This window comes from Streptomyces sp. NPDC049837 (genome assembly GCF_040674455.1).
In the GTDB taxonomy this organism is placed as follows: Bacteria; Actinomycetota; Actinomycetes; order Streptomycetales; family Streptomycetaceae; genus Streptomyces.
Genome location: NZ_JBFAMP010000002.1, coordinates 579,079 through 599,361 on the forward strand (window position 1 = coordinate 579,079; position 20,283 = coordinate 599,361).

Below are 20,283 nucleotides of genomic sequence, written 5' to 3' on the forward strand. Positions count from 1 at the left end.
TCGAATCCCGCACGAAAGTGGACCACGATCGTCCATCGCGGCCTATAGTGATCGCCGATCAACGGCCGGTAGTCAAGGAGTGTCCGACCGCTCTCCTCGGCGTGCCGTGCACCCCCCAACCCCCACCGCCCGCTCAGAGGACCCATGACCGTCACACCGGTGTACCACCCGGCGGGCCACGACAGCGCCTTGCGCGGAGTGCTGGAGGACCTGCGTACCGGACGCTGGCTGTCGATGGCCCAGCTCCTGGCCGACACCCCCGACTGGCCGGGGTGGACCCGGCGCACCCAGGTGCTGGCCGCCGTCGCGGCCGGTTCCGACGTCGTTCAGGTCTGGCGCGCCGAGCAGCCCCACAGCGTCGCCGCGGCCGTCATGCACGCCCGGGTCGCCGTGGAACGCGCCCTGCGCGCCCACCGCGAGGACCACCCCCGCACCGGGGAGCTGTGGCGGCTCGCCTGGGAGGCCTGCCAGGCCGCCGCCCATGTGGCCCCCGCCGACCCGGTGCCCTGGGTGTGCCTGCTGGCCCTCGCCGTCCTGGACGACGGACAGCGCCTCGACGCGCACCGGGTGCGGCCGCCCGGACCGATGCTGCCGCCCGGGCCGTGGAACCTGCTGGCGGAGGCCGACAAACGCGACCCGCACAACCGTGAGGCGTACCACCGGATGCTCCAGTTCCTGTACGCCCGCCACCGGGGCAGCGGCTCCCTCCCGGAGGCCGTCAACTTCGTCCAGTGGGCCGCCGGTTCGGCGCCTCCGGGCTCCGCCCTGCACGTCCTGCCGCTGTACGCCAGGGTCGAGCGGTACCGCCGCCGCCGGGGCCAGGAGAAGGCGCTGGACCTGCACTGGGTCGCCGAGGACGCGGCGCGGGACGCCGAACGGGCCCTGCTCGCCTGGTTCGACCACACCGACCCGGCCACCGCGTCGCTCCTCGACCTCAGCCACCTGGCGCACGCCCTGTGGGGAGCCCTCCGGTTCGACGACGCCGCCCGCGTCTTCACCGCGCTGGGCCCCTACTACACCCCGCAGCCCTGGGCGTACCGCACCCGCGACCCCGCCGACCGGGCCCTCGCCGAGGAGCTGTTCACCCGCGCCCGCGCCCGCTGCCTGACCGCCCCGGGCTGAGCACTGCCCCCGAGCCGACCCCCGCCCACCCCACCCACCACCCGGAGGTACCGTCATGTCCCGCACCATATGGGCCGGCCAGGAGCGGCCGGCACCGCCGCACACGGACGAGGAGGAACGGCTGAGGGAACTCGGCTACCAGCCGGTCCTGGCCCGCCGCATGGGAGGCTTCGGCAACTTCGCCATCAGCTTCTCCGTGATCTCCATCCTCTCCGGCTGCATGACCCTCTACGGCTTCGGCCTCGGCACCGGCGGCCCGGCCGTGATGATGTGGGGCTGGGCGGGCGTGGGCCTGTTCGTGCTCTGCGTCGGCATGGCGCTCGCCGAGGTGACCAGCGCCTACCCCACCTCCGGGGCCCTCTACTACATGGCCGACCGGCTCGGCGGGCGGCGCTGGGGCTGGTACACGGGCTGGCTGAATCTGCTCGGTCTGCTCGGGGCGATCGCCGGAATCGACTACGGCGCCGCCCTGTTCACCGGCGCGTTCCTCAACCTGCGCTTCGGCTTCGAGCCCACGCCCGGTTCCACCTTCGTCATCTTCCTGTGCATCCTGCTGCTGCACGCCGTGCTGAACCTCTTCGGCGTCCGCCTGGTCAGCGTCCTCAACTCCATCAGCGTCTGGTGGCACCTGACCGGCGTCGCCGTCATCGTCGGCGCGCTCGCGATCGTCCCCGACCACCACCAGTCGGCCGGATTCGTCTTCACCGAGTTCGTCAACGACACCGGCTGGGCCAACCCGTTCTACGTGGCGGCCATCGGCCTGCTCCTCGCCCAGTACACCTTCTCCGGGTACGACGCCTCCGCCCACCTCTCCGAGGAGACGTCCAACGCGTCCGTCTCGGCCGCCAAGGGCATCGTCCGGGCCATCTGGGTCTCGTGGATCGCCGGTTTCGCGCTGCTCGCCGGGCTGACCTTCGCCATCCAGGACTACGCCGGCACGCAGAACAGCGCCACCGGTGTGCCGCCCGCGCAGATCCTGCTCGACGCGCTCGGCTCCGGCGGCGCCACCGCCCTGCTGCTCGTCGTGATCGTGGCGCAGCTCTTCTGCGGCAACGCCGAGGTGGCCGCGGCCAGCCGCATGGTGTTCGCCTTCAGCCGCGACAACGCGCTGCCCGGCTCGGCGCTCTGGCGGAGGGTCAGCACCCGCACCCAGACCCCGGTGCCCGCCGTCTGGCTGTCGGTGGCCGTCGCCGGCGTGCTCGCGGTGCCGTCGCTGTACTCGGCCACCGCCTACGGCGCGGTCACCGCCATCAACGTCATCGGCATCACGCCCGCGTACGCGATCCCGATCTTCCTGCGGCTGCGCGCGGGCAACCGGTTCCAGCCCGGCCCCTGGTCCCTGGGCCGCTGGAGCAAGCCGATCGGCTGGACGGCCGTGGTGTGGGTGGCGGTGGTCACGGTGCTGTTCTGCCTGCCGCAGAAGTCGCCGGTGACCATCGACTCGATGAACTACGCCGTGATCGCGCTCGCGGTGGTGCTGATCCTCGCCAGCGTCTGGTGGTACGTCGCCCGCCGCTCCTACGGCACGCCGGCCCCGTACGGCAACGCCCGTGAGCAGGCGGAGCTCGCGGAGGGCATCGTCTGACGGCCCGCCCCGGACACGGTCATCCCGTGAACTCGTAGGTCCAGGAGGCCGCCTCGGGCGCGAACCGGATGTCGGTCAGCTCCAGCACATGGCCGTGCTGGTCGCTCACGACCCGGTGCACGGTCAGGCACGTGGTGGCCACCGGGCCGTGGCCGACGCCGATCGACTCGCGGCGCGTCAGCCGCAGCCCCGCGCGGTGCATCCAGTGGTACAGCAGCCGCAGGTCGGGCCGCGCGGGCCAGGACTCCCGCCGCCGGTAGCGGGCGAGTTCGGGCACCTCGGCCAGCGCGTGCCGGGAGAACCGGGACAGCGCCTCCTGTACGGGGCTCTCGCCGGTGCCGGGCACGTGGTGGCGGTGGACCAGTGACGGCTCGCCGGGCAGCAGCCCCAGCCGCTCGGCGAGCGCCGTCGGGGTGGGCTCCCAGACGAGCCGGGTCACGGCGGACGCGTCGGGGGAGCCCGTCCCGCACGGGAACCGCAGCAGGCCCGGCGCGAGGACCGGCCCGGCGGCCTCGGGTGCGGCGGCCGCGGCGAACGTGCCGCGCCGCTCGGTCACCACCAGCCGCTCGTCGCGCAGCAGTTGGAGCGCGTTGCGTACGGTGTGCCGGTTGACCCGGAAGCGGTGCACGAGGGAGCGCTCGGACGGAAGCCTGGTGCCGGGGGCGATGCGTCCCTGGGTGAGGTCGTCGCGCAGCGCGGCGGCGACCCGGAGGTAGAGCGGAAGTGCCGCGGGGACCTGGGACTCAGCCATGTTCAACCCTCAATTTCCTTCGCTCACAGTAGTCGAGCGTGCCGTGTGGGTGATCAATCCCTATCATTGGTCTAAACCTTTATGGAAGGGGTTGCCCGGCATTCCCTCGCACTCTGGCCGAATCGGATTCACCGCCACGGCGCCCGGGTACCCGGCCCGCGCCCCCACAGGAGCCGGTGAAGGGACACGCACGATGAGGGCCGTGACATGGCAGGGAAAGCGCGACGTACGGGTGGAGACCGTGCCCGACCCGAAGATCGAGGAGCCGACCGACGCGGTCATCAAGGTCACGTCCACCGGTCTGTGCGGCTCGGACCTTCACCTGTACGAGGTCCTGACCCCCTTCATGACCCCCGGTGACATCCTCGGCCACGAGCCGATGGGCATCGTGGAGGAGGCCGGCTCCGAGGTCCCGGACCTCAAGCCGGGGGACCGTGTGGTCGTCCCGTTCCAGATCGCCTGCGGCCACTGCTGGATGTGCTCCGCCGGCCTGCCGACCCAGTGCGAGACCACCCAGGTCACCGAGGAGGGCATGGGCGCCGCGCTCTTCGGCTACACCAGGCTGTACGGCGCCGTGCCCGGCGGCCAGGCCGAGTACCTCCGCGTCCCGCAGGCCCAGTTCGGCCCCATCAAGGTCCCCGAAGGCCCGCCGGACGACCGCTTCCTGTACCTCTCCGACGTCCTGCCCACGGCCTGGCAGGCGGTCCAGTACGCCGCCGTCCCCCCGGGCGGCTCCGTCGCCGTCCTCGGGCTCGGCCCCATCGGCGACATGAGCTGCCGCGTCGCCCTCCACCAGGGCGCCGCCCAGGTCATCGGCGTCGACCTCGTACCCGAACGCCTCCAGCGCGCCCGGGAGCGCGGCGTGGAGGTGTTCGACCTGAACCGGTACGACAAGCACGACGACCTCGTCGACGCCGTCAAGGAGCGCACCGCGGGCCGCGGCCCCGACGCCGTCATCGACGCGGTCGGCACCGAGGCCCACGGCAGCCCGGTCGCCCGCGTCCAGCAGAACGCGGCCGGGCTGCTGCCCAAGGCGTGGGCGGCCAAGCTGCACCAGAAGGTGGGCGCCGACCGGCTGGCCGCCCTGTACCTGGCGATCGACCTCGTACGGCGCGGCGGCACCATCTCGCTGAGCGGCGTCTACGGCGGAGCGGCCGACCCGCTGCCGATGATGACGCTGTTCGACAAGCAGATCCAGCTCCGCATGGGCCAGGCCAACGTCCGGCGCTGGACCGACGACATCCTGCCGCTCCTCACCGACGACGACCCGCTCGGCGTGGACGGCTTCGCCACCCATCACCTGCCGCTCGCGGACGCCCCGCACGCCTACAAGATGTTCCAGCAGAAGCGGGAGGGCGCCGTGAAGGTCGTGATGCGCCCCTGACCCCGCCCGGCCGGGTCAGCCTGCGTCCGCCTCCCGCCGCAGCGGCGGCTCCGTCGGCGCCGGGCGCACCGGGCCGAACAGCACCGCGCGCAGCACCGGCGGGGCGAACAGGGCGCTGAGCGGCTCCGCCAGCGACAGGGCGGAGCGGAAGGCGGCGCCCACCACCGGGTCGCCCGGCGCGCGTTCCTGCACCCGCTTCAGGTACCAGGCGGCCGGCCGGTCGGCGGCCCGGGTCCGCACGGCGTCCCCCTGGGCGCCCGGCATGTTCTTGTCCGCGCCCGCGGAGATGTCCCACGCCTGCTTCGAGGCGTCGGACAGTGCCCGCTGGACCCGGCGCGTGGTCGGCGTCCGGCGCGGGTCGGCCAGGGCATCGCGCAGTGCCACCGCGCCGATCGCGGCGACCGACATGCCCTGCCCGTAGATGGGGTTGAAGGTGCACAGGGCGTCACCCGTGACGAGGAACCCGGCCGGGCGGCGCCCGGGAAGGTCGTAACGGCGCCGTACGTTGGCCGTCTTGCGGAAGCCGTGCACCGCCGACTCCGGCTCCGCCTTGGCCAGCCAGTCCCGCAGAATCGGATGCGGCAGCTTTTCCGTGTACTTCTCGAACGCGTCCTCGTCCGTGGGCGGTTCGTCGCCGCGCAGCCCCGAGAGGGTGACCAGGTACCGCCCGCCCTCCATGGGCAGCGCCACACCGGCGTGCGTCTGCTCGGGGTTGGGCACGATGTACTGGCCGGCGAAGTCCCCGCCGTCCGCCGCCGGCCCCGGCCGGTAGACGCGCGTCGCGTACGCCAGGCCCGTGTCGATGACCTCCTCGCGCGGCGGCTCCGCCCCGATCGCCGCCAGCCACTCCGGGGCGCGCGAGCCACGGCCCGAGGCGTCCACGACCAGGTCGGCCTCCAGCGTGCGTGGCTCCTTGTTCCTGCCCGCGCCGCGCTCGCGCAGCAGAACTCCCCGTACGCGGGTGGCGTCACCGGCCAGGCCCACGGCCTCGGTCCCCTCCACCGTGGCGATCCTCGGGTCGGCCAGGACGCGGCGGCGCAGCACCTGTTCGACCAGCGGGCGGGAACCGGAGAAGAGGTACGCGGTGGCCGGAGTGCGGCGGTACCAGGAGCCGCCCTGCCACTGGACCACGTCCTCGGGCATGCCGACCCTGGGCGAGCCCTGCTCCCGCAGCTCGTCGAGGACGCCCGGGAGCAGCCGTTCCAGCGCGCGCTGGCCGCCGTCGATCAGGACGTGCAGGTGCCGTCCCTGCGGCACGCCCGCGCGCGGCTCGGGCTCCTCCGGGAAGCGGTCGCGCTCGACGATCGTCACGCGCTCGGCGTGCTCGGCGAGCACCCGGGCCGCGAGCAGTCCCGCGATGCTTCCGCCCACCACCACGGCGTGCCGTGTACCGCGATCCGTTCCCAACTGGTCGGTCATGCGCGCCCCTTCGCGTCGGACAGGCTACGACTCCCCAGTATCCACGGTCCCTTGGGGCAGCCGGGGCAGGTCCCGCGCGCCGAGGCGCAGGTGCTCGATGTGGTAGACGGCCTCGTCGAGGAGCTGGGCGACGTGGTTGTCGTACAGGCTGTACTCGATGCGCCGGCCGTGCCGCGTCCCGGTGACCAGCCCCAGGGCGCGCAGCAGCCGCAGTTGGTGCGAGACCGCCGACTGCTCCATGGCGACCGACTCGGCCAGCTCCGTCACTCCGCACGGCCCCTGGCGGAGCCGGGTGAGGATCATCAGCCGGGACGGCGTGGCGAGGGCCTGGAGCGTGGCGGCGATGGTGGCGGCGGACTCCGCGTCCAGGCGGGCCGCTGGGGTCGTCTCACCGTTCACTCCGTGTCCCATGCGGGTCATCGTAACCGTGTGCCCGACCGTACAGATGAAGATCTCTTCATGTGTTCCGCTATGGTGGTGCCGTTCCTGCCGCCCCGTGAAGAGGTGCCCGCCCATGGCTTCCCCGGTGCTCGACACCCGGACCCCGGTCCCGGCCGCCCGCGCCGTCCCGCCGCCCCGCCGGACCAGGCTGTTCTCCCTGCCCGAGGTCCGCTGGGCCGCGCTGTCCGCCGTCGCCTTCCTCGCCGCGCTCCCGCTCGACCTGGCCGGGGCCCCCGCGTGGGCGTGGGGCCCCCTCTACGCCGTCTGTTACGCCGCCGGCGGCTGGGAGCCCGGCTGGGCCGGCCTGACGGCGCTGCGCGAGAAGTCCCTCGACGTCGACCTGCTGATGGTCGTCGCCGCGATCGGCGCCGCCGCGATCGGGCAGTACCTGGACGGCGGGCTGCTCATCGTCATCTTCGCCACCTCGGGCGCCCTGGAGGCCCTCGCCACCAGGCGCACCGCCGACTCCGTACGCGGCCTGCTGGACCTGGCCCCCGCCCGGGCCGTCCGGCTGACCGGAACCGGTGAGGAGACCGTGGACGTGGCCGCCCTGCGGGTCGGCGACACCGTCCTCGTACGGCCGGGGGAGCGGCTGCCGGCGGACGGCACCGTCCTCGACGGCACGAGCGACGTCGACCAGGCCACCATCACGGGTGAGCCGCTGCCCGCCGCCAAGGCCCCCGGCGACGACGTCTTCGCGGGCACCCTCAACGGCACCGGCGCACTGCGCGTACGGGTCGGCAAGGACGCCTCCGACTCCGTCATCGCCCGGATCGTCGCCATGGTGGAGGAGGCCAGCGCCACCAAGGCCCCCACCCAGCTCTTCATCGAGAAGATCGAACAGCGCTACTCGGTGGGCGTCGTCGCCGCGACCCTCGCGCTGTTCGCCGTGCCGCTCGCCCTCGGCGCGGACTTCACCGGGACGCTGCTGCGCGCCATGACGTTCATGATCGTGGCGTCGCCGTGCGCGGTCGTCCTCGCCACCATGCCGCCGCTGCTCTCCGCGATCGCCAACGCCGGCCGGCACGGTGTCCTGATCAAGTCGGCCGTGGTGATGGAGCGCCTCGGCCAGGTGGACCGGGTCGCCCTCGACAAGACCGGCACGCTCACCGAGGGCGCGCCGCGCGTCGCCGAGGTACGGCTGACGGGCGGCAGCCTGACGGAGCCGGAGGTCCTCACCCTGGCGGCCGCCGCCGAGCTGCCCAGCGAACACCCGCTGGGCCGCGCGGTGGTGTCCGCCGCCCGGGAACGCGGCCTTCCGGTGCCCGGCGCCGCCGAGTTCTCGTCCACCCCGGGGCACGGCGTGCGTGCCCTCGTCGACGGCCGGGAGGTCACGGTGGGCCGCCCCGCCGAACCGTCGTCCGTCGTCGGCCAACTGGAGGCCGCCGGGCACACCACCGTCGTGGTGACCGTCGACGGCGAGGCCGTCGCCGTGCTCGGCATCGCCGACCGCCTCCGTGACGGGGCGGCGGCCGCCGTCGCCGCCCTCACCCGGCTCAGCGGCACCGCGCCGACGCTGCTGACCGGCGACAACGACCGCGCGGCCCGGCGCGTCGCGGCCGACGCCGGCATCACCGACGTACGGGCCGGGCTGCTGCCCCAGGACAAGGTCGCCGCCGTACGGGAGTGGGAACGCGCGGGCCGGCGCACCCTCGTCGTCGGCGACGGCGTCAACGACGCGCCCGCGCTCGCCGCCGCGCACAGCGGCATCGCCATGGGCCGCGCCGGCTCCGACCTCGCCCTGGAGACCGCCGACGCCGTCGTCGTACGTGACGAACTGGCCACCGTCCCGGCCGTCGTGGCCCTCTCCCGGCGCGCCCGCACGCTCGTCGTGCAGAACCTGGTGATCGCCGGCGTCTGCATCGGCGCCCTGGTGATCTGGGACCTGGCCGGCCACCTGCCCCTGCCCCTCGGCGTGGCCGGCCACGAGGGCTCCACGGTCCTCGTCGGCCTCAACGGGCTGCGGCTGCTGCGAGAATCGGCCTGGCGGAAGGCGCTGGGCTAGAGCGCGGCGCCCACGGGGGCGTGCTCGTGGTCGCACGCCTCGTCCACGCCGTGCACGTCCCAGGCCGGGAACGGGTCCGTCCACGGGCCCGTCTCGCCGTCCGTGACCAGGCAGGCGTCGAGCGCCCGGTGGAGGGCGTCGGCGCGGAGGCCGGTGCCGATGAAGACGAGTTCCTGGCCGCCACCGTCCGGGCCGCCGTCCTCCCGGGTGCCGGACGGCTCGAAGCGGGCCACCGACCCCGCCTGGGACCACAGGCCGGTCACCCGGTCGCGGCCGGCGAGCCGGAAGAACCCCTTCGAGCGGAGGACCTGGCCGAACTCCCCGCTGTCCAGGCCCTCGGTGACGAACCGCCACAGCCGCTCGGGATGGAAGGCCCGGCCGGGCGCCCGGAAGACGGTGGAGGAGATGCCGTACTCCTCCGTCTCCGGGACGTGGTCGCCGTTGAGCTCCATGACCCAGCCGGGCGCCTGCTGGGCCCGCTCCAGGTCGAACAGGCCGGTTCCGAGGACGTCCCCGGGGTCCACCCGGCCGCGTACGGCGGTCACGATGCGGGCGGCCGGGTTGAGGCGGGTGAGGGCGGCCGTGAGCCGGGCGGCGTCCGCCTCGCCGACCAGGTCCAGCTTGTTGACGACGATGACGTCCGCGAACTCGATCTGGTCCATCAGCAGATCGCTGACGGTCCGCTCGTCGTCCTCGTACTGGTCCAGGCCCCGCTCCACGAGACCGTCACCGCCCGCCAGCTCGGGCAGGAAGTTCGCCGCGTCGACGACCGTGACCATGGTGTCCAGCCGGGCCAGGTCGCCGAGCGTGGCCCCGTCGTCGCGCGGGAAGGCGAAGGTCGCGGCGACCGGCATGGGCTCGCTGATGCCGCTGGACTCGATGAGCAGGTAGTCGAAGCGGCCCTCGCGGGCCAGCCGGTCCACCTCCTCCAGCAGGTCGTCGCGCAGGGTGCAGCAGATGCACCCGTTGGTCATCTCGACCAGCCGCTCCTCGGTGCGGGAGAGCGCCGCCTCGCCGCCGCGCACCAGGGCGGCGTCGATGTTGATCTCGCTCATGTCGTTGACGATCACGGCGACCCGCAGGCCGTCCCGGTTGCTCAGGACGTGGTTGAGCAGGGTCGTCTTCCCGGCGCCGAGGAAGCCGGAGAGGACCGTGACCGGCAGGCGGGCGTCGGAGCCGGTCGCCGTGGCCGTCGTCATCGCGCTCAGCCCTCCGGGCGGATCAGGCCGCGCTCGTACGCCTTGACCAGGCGCTGGGGCACCTGGTGGACGGTGCCGTCGACCGTCACGGACACGAGCTGGGGCGTGGACGCCTTCCACTGGGCGCGGCGGTGGCGGGTGTTGGAGCGGGACATCTTCCGCTTGGGAACGGCCATGACTGCGAGACCTCCATCGTCGGTACGGTGGCGGCCACGCTACATGAAAATGATTACCGTTAACAATCGGTGTCCCGTGCGGGCCCGCCGAACTCCGCCAGCGCCTCCGTCAGCCACGCCGTCCAGAACCGCTCCAGCTCGATCCCCCCGCGCAGCACCAGGTGCCGCAGCCGGTCCGCCTCCGCGGTGCGGCGCTCCGGCGGGAACTGCCGCTCCTCCATGCCCAGATACTCATCCAACTGCGCCTGATGCAGGGCGAGATGGCGGCGCAGCTCGTCCGCGAAGCCCTCCGTCCCCACGACCGCCGCCGCGCGCAGCCGCAGCAGCAGCGCGGACCGGATGGGCTTGGGGTCCTCGCTGCGCCGCACCCACTCGGTCAGCTCCGCGCGGCCCGCCGGGAGCACCTCGTACTCCTTCTTCTGCCCCCGCGACGGAACCGGGGCGGGCAGGGCCCGGATGTGCCCCGCCTGCTCCAGCTTTCCCAGCTCGCGATAGATCTGCTGGTGCGTGGCCGACCAGAAGTAGCCGATCGAGCGGTCGAATCGGCGGGTCAGCTCCAGACCAGAGGACGGCTTTTCGAGCAGGGCGGTGAGGATCGCGTGCGGGAGTGACATGACCGCATCCTAGGGACGCGGGACCGTCACAGGGCCGCCGCCAGCCGCGTCCCCTGGTCGATGGCGCGCTTGGCGTCCAGCTCCGCCGCCACGTCCGCGCCGCCGATGAGGTGCGCGGACACCCCGGCCGCGAGGAGCTCCTCGTACAGCTCGCGCCGCGGCTCCTGGCCCGTGCACAGCACCACCGTGTCGACCGGGACGGTGCGCGCCTCGCCGTCCACGGTGATGTGCAGGCCCTCGTCGTCGATCCGCTCGTACGCCGCGCCCGCGACCATGGTCACGCCCCGGTGCTTGAGCTCCGTGCGGTGGATCCAGCCCGTCGTCTTGCCGAGGCCGGCGCCGACCTTGGACGTCTTGCGCTGGAGCAGGTGCACGGTGCGCGGCGGCTTCGGCCGCTCCGGGGCGCGCAGCCCGCCGCGCCCGGCGTAGGAGGTGTCGACGCCCCACTGCCGGAAGTACGTCTCGGCGTCCCGGCTCGCGCCCTCGCCGCCGTCGGTGAGGAACTCCGCCACGTCGAAGCCGATCCCGCCCGCCCCGATGATCGCGACCCGCTCACCGACCGGCGCGCCGTCGCGCAGCACGTCCAGGTAGCTGACCACGGACGGGTGGTCGACGCCCTCGATGGCGGGGGTGCGCGGGGTGACACCGGTGGCGACGACCACCTCGTCGTAGCCGGCGAGCAGCTCGGCCGTGGCGTACGTGCCCAGTTTCACGTCCACGCCGCGCAGTTCGAGCTGCGTACGGAAGTAGCGCAGCGTCTCGTCGAACTCCTCCTTGCCCGGCACCCGCTTGGCGATGTTGAGCTGCCCGCCGATCTCGTGCGCGGCGTCGAACAGCGTGACGTCATGGCCGCGTTCGGCGGCGCTCACCGAGCAGGCGAGCCCGGCCGGGCCCGCGCCGACCACCGCGACGCGCTTGCGAAGCCGGGTGGGGGAGAGGACCAGCTCGGTCTCGTGGCAGGCGCGCGGGTTGACCAGGCAGGAGGTGATCTTCCCGCTGAAGGTGTGGTCCAGGCAGGCCTGGTTGCAGCCGATGCAGGTGTTGATGGTCTCCGGCCGGCCCTCCGCGGCCTTGGCCACGAAGTCGGGATCGGCGAGGAAGGGGCGGGCCATCGAGACCATGTCCGCGCGCCCCTCGGCGAGGATGCTCTCGGCGACCTCGGGGGTGTTGACGCGGTTGCTGGTGATCAGCGGGATGGACACCGAGCCCATCAGTCTCTTGGTGACCCAGGTGTACGCGCCGCGCGGCACCGAGGTGGCGATGGTGGGGATACGGGCCTCGTGCCAGCCGATGCCCGTGTTGATCATCGTGGCGCCGGCCGCCTCGATCTCCTTGGCGAGCGCGACGACCTCCTCCAGCGACGAGCCGCCCGGCACCAGGTCCAGCATCGAGAGCCGGTAGATCAGGATGAAGTCCTCGCCGAGCCGCTCGCGCGTGCGGCGGACGATCTCCAGCGGGAAGCGGACGCGGTTCTCGTACGCGCCGCCCCAGCGGTCGGTCCGCTGATTGGTCGCCGCCGCGATGAACTCGTTGATCAGGTAGCCCTCGGAGCCCATGATCTCGACGCCGTCGTACCCGGCCGACTTCGCCAGCTCGGCCGCCCGCACATAGTCCTCGATCGTCTGCTCGACCTCGGCGTCGGTCAGCTCGTTCGGTACGAAGGGGCTGATGGGGGCCTGGATGGCGCTCGGGGCGACCAGGTCGCGGTGGTAGGCGTACCGCCCGAAATGCAGGATCTGCATCGCGATCCGCCCGCCCGCCTGGTGCACGGCGTCCGTCACGACGCGGTGCTTGGCGGCCTCCTCCTCGGTGGTGAGCCTGGCCCCGCCCTCGTACGGCCGGCCCGCGTCGTTCGGCGCGATACCGCCGGTCACGATCAGCCCGACGCCGCCGCGGGCCCGCTCGGCGTAGAAGGCGGCCATGCGCGCGAAGCCGTTCTCGGCCTCCTCCAGACCGACGTGCATCGACCCCATGAGCACCCGGTTGGGCAGGGTGGTGAACCCGAGGTCCAGGGGCTTGAGCAGGTGCGGGTACGGGGCCGGGGCCGGGGTCGCAGTCATGGGGGCGCCTCCTCGCGCGATGTCGTCGCCCCAGTTGTAGACGACGCCGGGCGCCTTGTGCAACAAGTTGCATAAGGATCGCGGAGTGACCTGCGCTACGTGGCCGGCGGCCGCTTCGCCAGGCTGCCGGGATGCGCGATGGGGGAGACGCGAGGGGAGCCCGGAGCTGGATCGGCCGGCTGAGGAAGCCCCGGGACATCGCCGACCGGCCGGTCACCGGCCCGCTGCGCGGCGACCCGATGGACGGGCGGTACCAACTGCTGACCGTTCTCGACCAGTGGGCGAAGGAGCGCGGCGTACCCGCACAACGCGCCACCGCGATGCGGCAGCGGATGGACGACGGGTACGTCCGCGCGCTGTGGCTGAGGGTGTGACGTCAGGAGAACCGCAGACCGGAGCAGCCGCGCCGGCGCACCTGGTCCTCGGCGAACCCCTTGAGCAGCCGCCGCCGCACGGCCTCGCCGATGCCCGGAGTGTCGTCCGCCCTGCCGAGAGTGAAGTTGGCGGCCTCCCCGTCGCAGCGCGCGGTGGCCGTCATGGAGCGCGGGACACCGTGCTCGGACGTGAGGCGGTTGCTCCAGTCGCCGTACCAGGCGACCAAGGACAGCTTTGATTCCCCGTCCCGGTCCGTCAGCTCGCAGCGGCCCGTGGGGGCGGCGTCGTTCACCCCCGCCGCCACCCGCAGCCCCTGATCCTGGGGCAGCCCGGCCTCGGTCATCCACCCGCACGCCGTGCCTCCCGCCTCCGACAGCGGCACGGTCTCCGCGTCGTCCTCGGGGTCGCGCGGTACGGCGCCGCCGGTCGGTGCCCTGAGCGGCTCGGCGCCGCAGCCCAGCCGGTCCGACGCGGAGTTGGCGAGTGCGACGGCCGTCCGGTACGCGGCGCCGGGCACCCCGTAGTTGGCCTCCCGTCCCAGCGCCGTCCGCACCAGGAGCTTGCGCTGCCTGCCCTCGGCGTCCTTGCCCAGAGAGGGGCACGGCAGGAGCAGATTGATCAGGCGGTGCCTGTCGATGAACCCGGGCAGCCCCTCGGGCAGCGTGGCCTGGGGAGAGAAGCCCTCCTCCGGGAAGATCTCCATGAACTGCTGGTCCAGGTCGTCCCGCCGGGTGTACGCCTCCGCCTCGACGACCAGCCGTCCGTCGCCCGTGGAGCCGCCCTCGGCGGTCAGGCGGCACCTGTACCTGCCCAGCTCGCCGTGGAGCCGGGACGTCTCGTCGAGGAGGTGCGCGTCCTCGGGCGTGAGCTGCTCCACCGCGTCCGGCGGGAGCACCCCGTCACAGGCGTCACGGGCGAGCATCCAGTCCTGGGCGTAGGGCTGGGCGACGTAACCGCCCACGCCCAGGACCACCGCGGCCGCCACCGAGACCTTGACCCAGCGCCGCATCCGTCCGCCCCCGTAACCGCTCGACCATTGATTCCGCCGAACGGACTCTACTGGCGGCCCTCGGGGCGTCCCTACGCCCCCCGTACCGCCGCCGCCCAGTCCTCCAGCTCCTCCGGGGTGCGCGGGCCCGCCTCCTCCGCGCCCAGCAGGCCCCGCTCCCGCAACACCCGCGCCACCGCCATGCCCCAGGGACGGCGCAGGCGGGCCGCGTCCAGGAGTGCCTGGTCGGCCAGGAGTTCGGCGACCGGCCCGGTGCGCAGGCCGTCGGGGGTGAGGACGGCCGCGTCGTCGGCCCAGCGCAGCGCCAGGTCCACGTCGTGCGTGGCCATGACGACCGTCGTGCCGGAGGCGCCCAGCCGGTCCAGGACGGTCAGCAGCCGTTCCTGGCCGTGCGGGTCGAGGCCGGCCGTCGGCTCGTCGAGCACGAGGACCCGGGGCCGCATGGCGACCGCGCCCGCGATGGCGGCCCGCTTGCGCTGCCCGTACGACAGCAGGTGCGTCGGGCGGTCCTCCAGCGCCGTGATGTCCAGCGCCTCCAGGGCCTCGCGCACCCGCTCGCGCACCTCCGGCTCCGAAAGACCCAGGTTCATCGGGCCGAACGACACGTCCTGGCCCACGGACGCCGCGAAGAGCTGGTCGTCCGGGTCCTGCACGACGAGCTGCACCGTCGTACGGAGGCGGGTCAGCCCCGCCCTGTCGTACGACACGTCCCGCCCCTCCAGGCGCAGCCGCCCGCTCGCGCACCGCAGGCCACCGCTCAGCAGCCGCAGCATCGTCGTCTTGCCGCTGCCGTTGCGGCCGAGCAGCGCGATGGACCGTCCCTCGGGCACGGCGAAGTCGACGCCCCGGAGGACGGCGGGGCCGTCCTCGTAGGCGTACCCCGCACCGACGAGCTCCACGACGGCGGAAGGAGTCACGGCAGCAGCCTTTCGAGTACGTAGGTGAGGGCGACGAGACCCGCCAGCAGCGCCCCGCTCGCGCCCAGGAACCGCCCGGAAACGACCGCCCGCGGCACCAGCACCCGCAGCGTGCCGTCGTAACCGCGCCCGGCCAGCCCCGTCTGGAGCCGCGCCGCCCGGTCGAAGGCGCGCACGAACGCCGTCGCGCCCAGGCCCGCGAGTGAACGCCAGGCGGCCGCCCGGCTGGTCAGCCCGAGCCGCGCCGTCTGCGCCTCCCGGACCCGCCGCACCGCGTCCAGCAGCAGGAAACTGATCCGGTACATCACCAGCGCCACGTCCACCACCGCGGCCGGCACCCCGGCCCGCACCAGCCGGGGCAGCACGTCGGACACCGGCGTGGTGAACGCGAACAGCAGCACGCCCAGCGAGGCCGCCGACGTGCGCAGCAGCAACTGTCCCGCGTGCACCGGCCCGTCCGGTGCCGGCGAGACCAGCCCGCCCGCCCCGCCCACCTGGAACAGCAGCGGCACCGCGCCCGTCACGCAGAAGCCGAGCGGGATGCGCCACGCCCGCCACAACTGCCGGGGCGCGACCCCGGCCGGGCCGAGCAGCACCGCCAGGGTGGCGGCCGCCACCAGGACGGCACCCGGCCACGGCGGCAGACAGATCGCCAGCACCGTCAGGCCGAAGCCGAGCACGGCCTTCTCGCACGGGTGACGGCGGCGCCAGCGACTGCTGTGCGCCGCCGCGTCGATCGGCAGCACCGGCGGCTACGCGGAGGGCTGCCGGTCGCCGGCGCCCGGGGCGTCGGCGCCGCCCGCGTCAGCGAGCGAGGCGCCCTCGGTTGCCACCGCCACGTCCGCGGCCTTGGCGTCCGAGGCACCGGCATCGGCCGTGCCGGCGCCCGCGCGCGCCTGCGCCTCGCCCTGCCGGCGACCGCGCCGCAGACCGAAGTAGTACGCCAGCACGCCCGCCCCGATGGCGGCCTGGAGCGCGAACAGCGCGGACTCCACCTCACCCGACGGCGGTTCGTACAGCGGGCTGAACCACGGCTCGTAATCCGGCTTCAGCTCGGTGATGGCCGTCTCGGCCTGGGCGTCGGCGCCCGTGAACGGCTCCTCCTTGTGGTCGCCCATGCCCAGCGCGAGCGGGAGGACGGCGAGCGCCACCACGACGAGCAGCAGCAGTGTGTTGATCCTGGCGTTACGGCTCATCGGACCACGGCCTCCTTCTTCACCGGCAGGACACCGAGGCGGGCCAGATCGCCCTTGCTGGACTGCATCAGCAGCCGCATCACCAGCACGGTGAGCAGGCCCTCGCTGACGGCCAGCGGAATCTGCGTGACGGCGAAGATCCCGCCGAACTTCGCCAGCGCACCGGCGACACCGCTGCCCGGGTCCGGGAACGCCAGCGCGAGCTGCACGCTGGTGACGCAGTACGTGGACAGGTCGGCGACGAACGCGCCGAAGAAGACGCTCACCATCAGCGGCACGTCGAAGCGGCGCAGCAGCCAGTAGGTGCCGAAGCCCGCCCACGGCCCGACGATCGCCATCGAGAAGGCGTTGGCGCCCAGGGTCGTCAGGCCGCCGTGCGCCAGCAGCAGCGCCTGGAAGAGCAGCGTGATGGTGCCCAGCACCGCCATGATCGGCGGCCGGAACAGGATCGCGCCCAGTCCCGTACCGGTCGGGTGCGAGCAACTGCCCGTCACCGAAGGGATCTTCAGGGCGGACAGGACAAAGGTGAAGGCACCGGACGCGCCGAGCAGGAGAGTCGATTCGGGATTGGCCTTGACCTCCCGGGTCAGGGCCCGGACGCCATGGGCGACGAAGGGAGCGGCGGCGACGGTCCAGGCGACCGCGTGCGCAGGGGGCAGATACCCCTCGGCGATATGCATGATGTGGGAGACCCTCTCCAGCACCTCGTGGATGGACAACGCGCCCTGGCCGGTCTCCTGGCTGACGGGATGGCATGGGGGCATGCCGCCGCGACTCCGCCTTCCCGGACCCCGCGGTCTCCCGCGGTGTTCCAGTGGCTTCCCGGGGTGGATTCCCAGGGAGTGGAGCCGGACTTCCCGATCACAGTGGCGAGGGCCGCACCGGTACCGCACCGGTTTCCCGTACACCAAGGCCCTGCGACAGTAGTGCTTTGACCAGGTACATCACAACCCGCACACCGGTGCGGGCACCGGCTGCACCCACCGGACGCCGTCACTCCTTGCGGTAGCCGTACGCCTCCGACGCGGCCGTCACCACCGCGTCCAGGTCACCGCCCGCCGACGCGGTGACCACCGCCGCCACCGCGCCCTCCACGAAAGGAGCGTCCACCAGCCGCGTACCGTCGGGCAGCTCGTCGCCCTCCGCGAGCAGGGCCTTCACCGTCAGGACCGCGCTGCCCAGGTCCACCAGGACGGCCACGCCCGCCCCGCCGTCGACCTCCGTCGCCGCCTGGGTGATCAGCTCCGCGCTGGTGCCGAGCCCCCCGTCCGGAGTGCCGCCCGCCGCCGCCACCGGCACCGTCCCGCCGCCGCCCGCGAGGCCACGGGCCAGCTCGGCGACGGACGACGCGACCGCCGCGCTGTGCGAGACGAGCACGATGCCCACCCGCGCGCTCACCGCGTGCCCTCCGCCTCGGCGAGGGCGGCGATCAGCAGGGCCGAGGACGTGGCGCCCGGGTCCTGGTGACCTACGCTGCGCTCACCGAGATAGCTGGCCCTGCCCTTGCGGGCGAGCATCGGTACGGTCGCGAGGGCGCCCTGGTTCGCGGCCTCGGCCGCCGCCGCGAACGACTCGCCGAGCGACTCGGCCAGCGACTCGACGGCCGGCTCCAGCGCGTCCAGCATCGTCTTGTCCCCGGCCGCCGCCCCGCCGAGCTGCGCCACCGCCGCCACACCCGCGCGCAGCGCCTCGGCGAGCTGCACCGGCGCCACCTCGGCGGCGTCGCCCAGCGCCTTGCCGGTGCGCCGCAGCAGCGTCCCGTACAAGGGACCCGACGCGCCGCCGACCGTCGAGATGAGCTGCCGCCCCGCGAGCGTGAGCACGGCCCCCGGCGTGCCGGGCGGCTCGTCCTCCAGGGCCTTGACCACCGCGGCGAAACCGCGTTGCAGATTGGCCCCGTGGTCGGCGTCACCGATCGCCGAGTCCAGCTCGGTGAGCCGGCCGGCCTCCCGGTCCACGGCGGCGGCCGCGGTCGTCATCCAGCGCCGGAAGAACTCCGCGTCGAGCATCACGGGCCTCACATTCCCCACCGCAGTGCGGCCGTCCGCACCGGCGCGTCCCACAGCCGCAGCATTTCCTCGTCCGCCTGGCACAGGGTCACCGAGCAGCCGGCCATGTCGAGCGAGGTCACGTAGTTGCCGACCAGCGTACGGGCCACGGCCACGCCCCGCTCGCCCAGCACCCGCTGGACCTCGGCGTTGAACCCGTACAGCTCCAGCAACGGCGTCGCCCCCATGCCGTTGACGAGCACCATCACCGGGCCGCTCGGCCTCAGGTCCTCCAGCACGGCGTCCACCGCGAAGTCGGCGATCTCCCGCGCGGTCATCATGGGCCGCCGCTCCCGGCCCGGCTCGCCGTGGATCCCGATGCCCAACTCCAGCTCACCGGGTGGCAGGTCGAACGTCGGGCTGCCCTTCGCGGGCGTGGAGCAGGCGCTCAGCGCCACGCCGAAACTGCGCGAACTCGCGTTCACCCGGCGGGCGATCGCCTCCACCCGCTCCAGCGGGGCACCCTCCTCGGCGGCCGCGCCCGCGATCTTCTCCACGAACAGCGTCGCTCCGGTCCCGCGCCGCCCCGCCGTGTACGTACTGTCCGACACGGCCACGTCGTCGTCCACCAGGACCTTGGCGACCTGCACGCCCTCGTCCTCGGCGAGCTCGGCCGCCATCTCGAAGTTCAGGACGTCGCCGGTGTAGTTCTTGACGACGAACAGCACGCCCTGCCCGCTGTCCACGGCCGCCGCCGCCCGCACCATCTGGTCCGGCACGGGGGAGGTGAACACCTCGCCGGGACAGGCGGCCGCCAGCATCCCCGGCCCGACGAACCCGGCGTGCAGCGGCTCGTGCCCGGACCCGCCCCCCGACACCAGGGCCACCTTCCCGGCGACCGGCGCGTCGCGCCGTACGACGACCCGGTTCTCCACGTCCACGGTGAGTTCGGGATGCGCGGCCGCGATCCCGCGCAGCGCGTCGGCGACGACGGTCTCGGGTACGTTGATGAGCATTCTCAACGGTGCCTCCCGGCAGGAGTGTCGGACACGCCCGAGGCTACCCGCGCGCCGGCCGGGGCGCAGTCGGTGTGCTCCGGCGGCCGGGCGGCCGGGAGCACACCGTGCCGCACCGCGGTCGGCTCACTGGAACCGGGTGGTGTAGATCCGCGCCTTGTAGATCTGGGCGCCCTGCCGGGTGCGGTTGCCCCCGGCGGAGAAGTGGACGGTCGAACCGCCCCAGACCGAGTCCTCGATGTCGGGGTCGGCCGTCCACATCGCCTGGCCGCCGGCGTGCCGGACGTAGGACTTCACATACGGCATCCTGGCGATGACGGTGGCGGCCCGGGTCGCTTTGTCGACCGAGTACACACGGTGGCTGTCGGTGACCAGCAGGGTGCCCGGCCGGGCGTAGTCGGGCTGGATGTCGTGGCCGTTCCCGGCGATGGTGATGTCGGGGCCGTGCTTCTCCAGCCGCGCGGCGCGCAGCGTGCCCTTGACGCGGTACGTGCGGATCAGCGTGCCGCCGGTGACCCACAGCAGCTCGTTCTGCTCGTCCCACAGCACCCCGTGGGCCTTGGTGAATGTGAGCGTCTGCACCTCCTTGAGCGTGGCCGGGTCGCTGCTGGAGGGGCCGAAGACGTGCAGCCGGTCCCGTGAGCCGGCCACGACGACCGTGCCGGCGTGGGGCACGCGCTCGATGCTGTGCGGGTAGCTGGTGATGCGGGCCGACCACATCAGGTCGGCGCGGGTCAGGTGGGTCTTGCCCGTCATGTTGACGATGCCGGCCCGGCCCTCGCCCGGTTTGCCGAACGTCATCAGGGCGATGGCCCCGTACCGCTGGGTCAGCCTGAAGCGGACCTCGAACGGGTGGTCCCAGCCGGGCGCGTTGCCCGTGCTGAAGCTCCACCGCACATTGGCGTCGGTGAACTGGGCCGTCCGGTCGAAGACGAGGACCTGGCCCTTCTTCTGCTCGGTGATGGCCACCTTGTAGGCGGCTGCGGCCTGGGCCGCCGCTGCGTCCATCTGCCGTCCTCCCTGGAC

At 73.4% G+C, this 20,283-nt stretch carries 21 protein-coding genes and 1 riboswitch; of the genes, 5 read left to right on the forward strand and 16 right to left on the reverse strand.

The genetic code is table 11. The features are described from left to right. Positions 1 to 144: 144 nt before the first annotated feature. Together AB0J57_RS07120 and AB0J57_RS07125 are read left to right on the forward strand one after the other, a co-directional pair. Positions 145 to 1,122 (forward strand): hypothetical protein, encoded by a 978-nt coding sequence (locus AB0J57_RS07120; protein ID WP_366126987.1) that lies wholly within the window; start codon positions 145 to 147, stop codon positions 1,120 to 1,122. A gap of 55 nt (positions 1,123 to 1,177) precedes the next feature. After that, the gene (locus tag AB0J57_RS07125; protein WP_366126988.1) at positions 1,178 to 2,707 is read left to right on the forward strand and encodes an amino acid permease; all 1,530 of its coding nucleotides are present in this window, start codon (positions 1,178 to 1,180) and stop codon (positions 2,705 to 2,707) included. Positions 2,708 to 2,726: 19 nt separating this feature from the next. Here the strand turns inward: AB0J57_RS07125 and AB0J57_RS07130 are convergent, their stop codons facing one another. Then, complete coding sequence (locus tag AB0J57_RS07130; RefSeq protein ID WP_366126989.1) at positions 2,727 to 3,458, reverse strand: GntR family transcriptional regulator; 732 nt, start codon at positions 3,456 to 3,458, stop codon at positions 2,727 to 2,729. 193 nt (positions 3,459 to 3,651) lie between these two features. Between AB0J57_RS07130 and AB0J57_RS07135 the strand changes: the two genes are divergently transcribed. Further along, positions 3,652 to 4,842 carry a zinc-dependent alcohol dehydrogenase gene (locus tag AB0J57_RS07135; RefSeq protein WP_366126990.1) on the forward strand — a complete coding sequence of 397 codons (1,191 nt, stop codon included), beginning with the start codon at positions 3,652 to 3,654 and terminating at the stop codon, positions 4,840 to 4,842. A gap of 15 nt (positions 4,843 to 4,857) precedes the next feature. Here AB0J57_RS07135 and AB0J57_RS07140 read toward each other — a convergent pair whose 3' ends face one another. Both AB0J57_RS07140 and AB0J57_RS07145 read right to left on the reverse strand, forming a co-directional pair. Beyond that, positions 4,858 to 6,261 carry an FAD-dependent monooxygenase gene (locus AB0J57_RS07140; RefSeq protein WP_366126991.1) on the reverse strand — a complete coding sequence of 468 codons (1,404 nt, stop codon included), beginning with the start codon at positions 6,259 to 6,261 and terminating at the stop codon, positions 4,858 to 4,860. A gap of 24 nt (positions 6,262 to 6,285) precedes the next feature. After that, a complete protein-coding gene (locus tag AB0J57_RS07145) occupies positions 6,286 to 6,672 on the reverse strand; it encodes a metalloregulator ArsR/SmtB family transcription factor (RefSeq protein ID WP_366126992.1) in 387 nt (128 codons plus the stop codon). A gap of 103 nt (positions 6,673 to 6,775) precedes the next feature. Here AB0J57_RS07145 and AB0J57_RS07150 point away from each other — a divergent pair, with 103 nt between their 5' ends. Next, positions 6,776 to 8,707, forward strand: coding sequence for a heavy metal translocating P-type ATPase (locus tag AB0J57_RS07150; RefSeq protein ID WP_366126993.1), 1,932 nt, complete (start codon positions 6,776 to 6,778; stop codon positions 8,705 to 8,707). Here AB0J57_RS07150 and AB0J57_RS07155 read toward each other — a convergent pair. From AB0J57_RS07155 to AB0J57_RS07170, 4 genes are read right to left on the reverse strand one after another with little or no spacing between them, the layout of a single operon-like run. Continuing rightward, positions 8,704 to 9,906 (reverse strand): GTP-binding protein, encoded by a 1,203-nt coding sequence (locus AB0J57_RS07155; protein WP_366126994.1) that lies wholly within the window; start codon positions 9,904 to 9,906, stop codon positions 8,704 to 8,706. The two genes, AB0J57_RS07150 and AB0J57_RS07155, sit on opposite strands and share 4 nt — an antisense overlap. A gap of 5 nt (positions 9,907 to 9,911) precedes the next feature. Next, complete coding sequence (gene rpmF, locus AB0J57_RS07160) at positions 9,912 to 10,082, reverse strand: 50S ribosomal protein L32 (protein WP_366126995.1); 171 nt, start codon at positions 10,080 to 10,082, stop codon at positions 9,912 to 9,914. A 59-nt stretch (positions 10,083 to 10,141) separates the two neighbouring features. Continuing rightward, positions 10,142 to 10,696: a PadR family transcriptional regulator gene (locus tag AB0J57_RS07165; protein ID WP_366126996.1), complete on the reverse strand. Its 555-nt coding sequence runs from the start codon at positions 10,694 to 10,696 to the stop codon at positions 10,142 to 10,144. A gap of 26 nt (positions 10,697 to 10,722) precedes the next feature. Next, entirely contained in the window at positions 10,723 to 12,756 is a 2,034-nt protein-coding gene (locus AB0J57_RS07170) for an NADPH-dependent 2,4-dienoyl-CoA reductase (protein ID WP_366126997.1), read from the reverse strand. Between the two features lie 131 nt (positions 12,757 to 12,887). Between AB0J57_RS07170 and AB0J57_RS07175 the strand changes: the two genes are divergently transcribed. After that, the gene (locus AB0J57_RS07175; RefSeq protein WP_366126998.1) at positions 12,888 to 13,130 is read left to right on the forward strand and encodes a hypothetical protein; all 243 of its coding nucleotides are present in this window, start codon (positions 12,888 to 12,890) and stop codon (positions 13,128 to 13,130) included. Between the two features lie 2 nt (positions 13,131 to 13,132). Here the strand turns inward: AB0J57_RS07175 and AB0J57_RS07180 are convergent, their stop codons facing one another. The 9 genes from AB0J57_RS07180 to AB0J57_RS07220 form a co-directional block, all read right to left on the reverse strand. Beyond that, positions 13,133 to 14,140 carry a hypothetical protein gene (locus tag AB0J57_RS07180; RefSeq protein WP_366126999.1) on the reverse strand — a complete coding sequence of 336 codons (1,008 nt, stop codon included), beginning with the start codon at positions 14,138 to 14,140 and terminating at the stop codon, positions 13,133 to 13,135. 71 nt (positions 14,141 to 14,211) lie between these two features. Continuing rightward, complete coding sequence (locus tag AB0J57_RS07185) at positions 14,212 to 15,057, reverse strand: ATP-binding cassette domain-containing protein (protein ID WP_366127000.1); 846 nt, start codon at positions 15,055 to 15,057, stop codon at positions 14,212 to 14,214. Beyond that, a complete protein-coding gene (gene cbiQ, locus AB0J57_RS07190; protein ID WP_366127001.1) occupies positions 15,054 to 15,803 on the reverse strand; it encodes a cobalt ECF transporter T component CbiQ in 750 nt (249 codons plus the stop codon). The genes AB0J57_RS07185 and cbiQ overlap by 4 nt, the downstream gene beginning before the upstream one ends. Positions 15,804 to 15,809: 6 nt before the next feature. Beyond that, positions 15,810 to 16,253 (reverse strand): energy-coupling factor ABC transporter substrate-binding protein, encoded by a 444-nt coding sequence (locus AB0J57_RS07195; protein ID WP_366127002.1) that lies wholly within the window; start codon positions 16,251 to 16,253, stop codon positions 15,810 to 15,812. Continuing rightward, positions 16,250 to 16,933: an energy-coupling factor ABC transporter permease gene (locus AB0J57_RS07200; RefSeq protein ID WP_366127003.1), complete on the reverse strand. Its 684-nt coding sequence runs from the start codon at positions 16,931 to 16,933 to the stop codon at positions 16,250 to 16,252. Before AB0J57_RS07200 ends, AB0J57_RS07195 begins: the two co-directional genes overlap by 4 nt. 29 nt (positions 16,934 to 16,962) lie before the next feature. Continuing rightward, positions 16,963 to 17,208: riboswitch (cobalamin riboswitch) on the reverse strand. A 38-nt stretch (positions 17,209 to 17,246) separates the two neighbouring features. Continuing rightward, positions 17,247 to 17,651, reverse strand: a complete 405-nt coding sequence (gene dhaM, locus AB0J57_RS07205; RefSeq protein WP_366127004.1) for a dihydroxyacetone kinase phosphoryl donor subunit DhaM — start codon at positions 17,649 to 17,651, stop codon at positions 17,247 to 17,249. Continuing rightward, a complete protein-coding gene (gene dhaL / locus AB0J57_RS07210) occupies positions 17,648 to 18,262 on the reverse strand; it encodes a dihydroxyacetone kinase subunit DhaL (protein ID WP_366127173.1) in 615 nt (204 codons plus the stop codon). Before dhaL ends, dhaM begins: the two co-directional genes overlap by 4 nt. Before the next feature lie 8 nt (positions 18,263 to 18,270). Then, positions 18,271 to 19,263, reverse strand: coding sequence for a dihydroxyacetone kinase subunit DhaK (gene dhaK / locus AB0J57_RS07215; protein WP_366127005.1), 993 nt, complete (start codon positions 19,261 to 19,263; stop codon positions 18,271 to 18,273). Between the two features lie 120 nt (positions 19,264 to 19,383). Beyond that, positions 19,384 to 20,265 (reverse strand): DUF6528 family protein, encoded by an 882-nt coding sequence (locus tag AB0J57_RS07220; RefSeq protein ID WP_366127006.1) that lies wholly within the window; start codon positions 20,263 to 20,265, stop codon positions 19,384 to 19,386. Positions 20,266 to 20,283: the final 18 nt, after the last annotated feature.

Coding starts and splice junctions, on each gene's coding strand:
- AB0J57_RS07120 (WP_366126987.1), top strand. CDS start 145: ATGACCGTCACACCGGTGTACCACCCGGCGGGCCACGACAGCGCCTTG.
- AB0J57_RS07125 (WP_366126988.1), top strand. CDS start 1,178: ATGTCCCGCACCATATGGGCCGGCCAGGAGCGGCCGGCACCGCCGCAC.
- AB0J57_RS07130 (WP_366126989.1), bottom strand. CDS start 3,458: ATGGCTGAGTCCCAGGTCCCCGCGGCACTTCCGCTCTACCTCCGGGTC.
- AB0J57_RS07135 (WP_366126990.1), top strand. CDS start 3,652: ATGAGGGCCGTGACATGGCAGGGAAAGCGCGACGTACGGGTGGAGACC.
- AB0J57_RS07140 (WP_366126991.1), bottom strand. CDS start 6,261: ATGACCGACCAGTTGGGAACGGATCGCGGTACACGGCACGCCGTGGTG.
- AB0J57_RS07145 (WP_366126992.1), bottom strand. CDS start 6,672: ATGGGACACGGAGTGAACGGTGAGACGACCCCAGCGGCCCGCCTGGAC.
- AB0J57_RS07150 (WP_366126993.1), top strand. CDS start 6,776: ATGGCTTCCCCGGTGCTCGACACCCGGACCCCGGTCCCGGCCGCCCGC.
- AB0J57_RS07155 (WP_366126994.1), bottom strand. CDS start 9,906: ATGACGACGGCCACGGCGACCGGCTCCGACGCCCGCCTGCCGGTCACG.
- rpmF (WP_366126995.1), bottom strand. CDS start 10,082: ATGGCCGTTCCCAAGCGGAAGATGTCCCGCTCCAACACCCGCCACCGC.
- AB0J57_RS07165 (WP_366126996.1), bottom strand. CDS start 10,696: ATGTCACTCCCGCACGCGATCCTCACCGCCCTGCTCGAAAAGCCGTCC.
- AB0J57_RS07170 (WP_366126997.1), bottom strand. CDS start 12,756: ATGACTGCGACCCCGGCCCCGGCCCCGTACCCGCACCTGCTCAAGCCC.
- AB0J57_RS07175 (WP_366126998.1), top strand. CDS start 12,888: ATGCGCGATGGGGGAGACGCGAGGGGAGCCCGGAGCTGGATCGGCCGG.
- AB0J57_RS07180 (WP_366126999.1), bottom strand. CDS start 14,140: ATGCGGCGCTGGGTCAAGGTCTCGGTGGCGGCCGCGGTGGTCCTGGGC.
- AB0J57_RS07195 (WP_366127002.1), bottom strand. CDS start 16,253: ATGAGCCGTAACGCCAGGATCAACACACTGCTGCTGCTCGTCGTGGTG.
- AB0J57_RS07200 (WP_366127003.1), bottom strand. CDS start 16,933: ATGCATATCGCCGAGGGGTATCTGCCCCCTGCGCACGCGGTCGCCTGG.
- dhaL (WP_366127173.1), bottom strand. CDS start 18,262: ATGCTCGACGCGGAGTTCTTCCGGCGCTGGATGACGACCGCGGCCGCC.
- AB0J57_RS07220 (WP_366127006.1), bottom strand. CDS start 20,265: ATGGACGCAGCGGCGGCCCAGGCCGCAGCCGCCTACAAGGTGGCCATC.